This window comes from Sulfoacidibacillus ferrooxidans (assembly GCF_022606465.1).
Lineage (GTDB): Bacteria > Bacillota > Bacilli > Alicyclobacillales > SLC66 > Sulfoacidibacillus > Sulfoacidibacillus ferrooxidans.
This window is the reverse complement of sequence record NZ_JALBUF010000043.1, coordinates 1-3,820: the sequence shown is the minus strand read 5'-3', so window position 1 is coordinate 3,820 and position 3,820 is coordinate 1. Positions and strand designations below refer to the sequence as shown.

At 45.6% G+C, this 3,820-nt stretch carries 6 protein-coding genes; all 6 read left to right on the top strand.

Features of this window, described 5'->3' with window-relative positions; translation table 11 throughout:
• Positions 1-536: hypothetical protein (locus MM817_RS16195; RefSeq protein WP_241717060.1), on the top strand; the 536-nt coding region annotated here is incomplete at its 5' end.
• An 89-nt stretch (positions 537-625) separates the two neighbouring features.
• Positions 626-1,462: a phage antirepressor KilAC domain-containing protein gene (locus MM817_RS16190; protein ID WP_241717057.1), complete on the top strand. Its 837-nt coding sequence runs from the start codon at positions 626-628 to the stop codon at positions 1,460-1,462.
• 86 nt (positions 1,463-1,548) lie between these two features.
• Positions 1,549-1,926 carry a hypothetical protein gene (locus tag MM817_RS16185; RefSeq protein ID WP_241717056.1) on the top strand — a complete coding sequence of 126 codons (378 nt, stop codon included), beginning with the start codon at positions 1,549-1,551 and terminating at the stop codon, positions 1,924-1,926.
• Positions 1,927-2,015: 89 nt separating this feature from the next.
• Entirely contained in the window at positions 2,016-2,813 is a 798-nt protein-coding gene (locus tag MM817_RS16180) for an ArdC-like ssDNA-binding domain-containing protein (RefSeq protein WP_241717053.1), read from the top strand.
• Positions 2,814-2,904: 91 nt separating this feature from the next.
• Complete coding sequence (locus tag MM817_RS16175) at positions 2,905-3,345, top strand: hypothetical protein (RefSeq protein ID WP_241717051.1); 441 nt, start codon at positions 2,905-2,907, stop codon at positions 3,343-3,345.
• 87 nt (positions 3,346-3,432) lie between these two features.
• On the top strand, positions 3,433-3,820 hold a 388-nt coding region (locus tag MM817_RS16170; protein WP_241717049.1), incomplete at its 3' end, for a DUF6094 domain-containing protein.

Genomic DNA, 3,820 nt, shown 5'->3' with positions numbered 1-3,820 from the left:
TCGATCATTTAGCGGCGATGTTGCCAAGTGATGATGATGAAATGGTTCATCTCGTGCTTATAGACAATCACGTGACAGCCAGTTGGAATGATGGGGGAACAAGTTTTCGGATTCAAGCGATTGATGCAAAGTTCCCTGATATGACGAAGATCTGGCCTACACGATTTGCTGCACACTATACAGTCAAACGTGCTGTGCTCATGGAGACTCTAGAGCGTGTGCTCATCATTAGCCACGGGACAGACAATCAAATCGCACATTTCGAGGCGAACGATGGACAGTTGAAGCTCCGATCACAGGATCCTGTGGTGGGGAAAGTGGAGGACTCGGTGGAAGCGACCATTCAAGGAGAAGCATTTCACCTTGGGTTTAACGTTCGATTCATGATCGAGGCCATCAAGTCGATGGACGGAGATACGATCACGATTAAGCCAACGGGTCCATCGAGTCCCATTCAGTTAGAATCGGACAACCCCAACCAAAAAGCGATTGTGCTTCCGGTTCGGGTGGCATCTGCAAGCAATCAAACCGCCTAATCCAAGAACGCCTACCCATGCTAGGGGATCAACACTCTCCCCGGCATGGCCAGTGGGGAGAGTCAATCAAACCACTGGAGGTATGAAAAATGGATCAACAACACTTGGTGTTTAGCAATCATGGCAAAGTGGTCACTGATAGCTTAACCGTGGCGAATGTATTTGAGAAAAGACACGACAATGTCATAAGAGACATTAGGAATATTATTGCAAATATCGACAGTGAATGGGGTGTCCTCAATTTTGAGGATACCACCTACACTAAGCAACAGAACGGTCAAACATACCAAAAATACCTGATGACTGAAGATGGATTTACACTCTTAGCCATGGGCTATACAGGTAAAGACGCCATGCATTTTAAGGTGGCGTACATCAAAGAATTTCGTCGGATGCAACAGGAATTAGCGCATCAACAAGAGGTTTTTTCGTATATGATCGCTGATCCTATCGAACGCGCAGAGAAATGGATTGAAGAAGAACGTGAACGTCAATCACTCCAAGCGCAAAAAATGATGCTAGAACAACGCATAGCAGAATATGAACCGAAGTTGACCTATGTCGATCAGATACTCGAGTCCACCAACACCGTCACGATTTCGCAAATAGCGAAAGACTACGGACTTTCTGGTCAAAAGTTGAATGACATTCTTCATAGGGAAAAGGTTCAGTACAAAATCAACGATCAATGGCTCCTCTACCAAGAGCATGTCGGGATGGGCTATACCAAGTCGAAAACGACGGAGTACCTCAACAGTAAAGGTAGACACATGGCGAGAATGTCAACGGAATGGACGCAAAAGGGAAGGCTATTTATTCATCACCTTCTCTCCAAGCGTGACGTTGTTCCCGTCGTGGATCGAATGGATGACGATCGCCAAGAAGATCTCGTTCTTGTTGGAGATCTGCAACAACCTATTCAATAAGGATTCACCCTCTCGCGCAGGGAGAGAGTAACCAATCCCCGGCGCGAGCACGTGGGGATTGTACTAAAAACCACGGGGGTTATTCAATGAAATTAACTACACAAATAACAAAAAAAGATATCGCAAAAGAACTTTCTCTAATTGACAAGATGAACACTGTGAATGAACTGATCACGAAGAGAAATTATCATGAATTACAAGAACAATTCGGTAAATATATTGCAAACAAGGTGATTAATTTTGGTTTTTTGTTGGTTGTTGCCTGGTTTGCAGCTACTTTTAAATACCCATTTACTGAATCATCATGTGCCCGTGTAATTTTTTCTGCAGCGATTATCTTGAGTCTGATTGTTGGTGGGTATTTCACCATATTTTCAGTAACAAGACAGAAACAATTAATGGCAGCATGTGATCGTAGAATAGCTGAACTAGATAGGCTACGAAGTAGTAAACATCATAAGTAAGTGAAGTAGCATTCGACCTAACACACGAAAGGGGGTAGCCCTCGCGAAACTTGCGGGGGTTCCCCAGCAGGTTTCGTGCGGGCGAACATATGAACAAAAATGAGGCCATGGACAAGTTAGAGTCACATCTAAAAAGACTAATCGACAATGGGGAATGGGCTAACTTTCTCAAGTTTGCCGCATCTTTTCCCTCCTATTCCTTTCACAATCGGCTCATGATTTGGGCGCAAAATCCAGATGCAACGTATGTAGCCGGATTTAAAGAGTGGGGGAAAAAGGGTCGCTACGTCAAAAAAGGCGAGAAGGGGATGGCAATATTCGCTCCTCTCGTCAAAAAAGACAAAAACGAAGAGACGAAAAGCGTCATCTACGGATTTCGCACAGTATACGTCTTTGATATCGAGCAAACGGCTGGTGAGCCCTTGCCTGAAGCACCTGCAGTTCATCTCCTTCACCAAGAAGTCGATGAGCAGTTGCTACAACGCATGGTGGATTCGTGTCCGTTTCCTGTGCATGAATCATCGGATCTCAATGGTGCGAACGGGGCGTTTTATCACACGGATGGCCATATCGAGATTCTAGGCACCAATCCGATCGCGCAAAAGATCAAAACGCTCGCTCACGAGTGGGCGCATGGTCTATTGCATCATCGGTCGGGTTTGCCGCCTACGATCAAAGAAGTAGAAGCAGAATCTACCGCCTTCCTGGTATGCCAAGCGTTAGGTATCGATTCATCGGACTATACGTTTGGGTACTTGATCGGTTGGTCGGGTGACGATGCAGTGGAGATCTTGCGAGATTCCATGGGACGGATTCAACAAGCGTCCGATGCCATTATAGCGGCAATCAACAGCGTCGATACAACACATTCAGCTATCGCTAGTTAATCAACCGAATGAGGAGGTGAACCTTCCGTCTTGCACATCATGAGACGGAAGGCATTCGCCCCACCGCTCTTGTGGTAAGATGGAAGTAGACATGATAGAGCGGAAAAGGGGCGTGAATAGCGTCATGGATGAGGACGACAACATTCAACAACATTCAGTTATCGAAATGCCATGGGTTTTGATTAGCAATCAAATCCAACAAATGAATGAAAACGTAAATCAGCGTTTTACTTCAATCAATGAAAACGTAAATCAGCGTTTTACTTCAATCAATGAAAACATGAATCAACGCTTTACTTCAATGAATGAAAACGTGAATCTGCGTTTCAATGATCTGAATTCAAGAATGGATGCATTGGAAGCAGAAGTAAAAGAAATTAAACAAGCTCTTGCTAATACTGCAACAAAGGCTGAAGTGTTGGAAATGAAGCAGTCAATGCTTACAAAGCCAGGCTATTATGCAACGATCATTGGAACGGTCGTCATGTTAATCCTTGGCGCATTACTTAATCAACATATCCATTTTTTCTAAAATAGGAGGTGAACCCCTCTGTCTTGCAACAAGGAGACAGAGGGCCACCGCCTTCCGTCTCCTTGTTGTATGACACGGGAGACGAAGATGAGAATCGAACAAGAAGGCAAAATGGGCTATGTGCCTACACCAACTAGCCAAACGGACTTGATCAAGCGGTTGTTGCACGTCCCTGATGCACCTGTGCGCATGCTAGATCCGTGCGCAGGTGAAGGAGAGGCGTTAAGTCGGTTAGCCAAGGGCACACAGGCGGTCACCTACGGGATTGAGCTAGACGGCGCCCGAGCTAAACAAGCGTCCGCTGTCCTCGATCACGTAAAACACGTGGCGATTGAACACGCCAGGATCGACAAACAAGCGTTTGGCCTGATGTGGCTCAATCCACCGTATGATCGAGCGACAAAAGATACAGAGGGTCAGTCTGATCGCAAGGAGATTATTTTCCTGCGTATGACGTCTCGGTATCTAGTGAGCC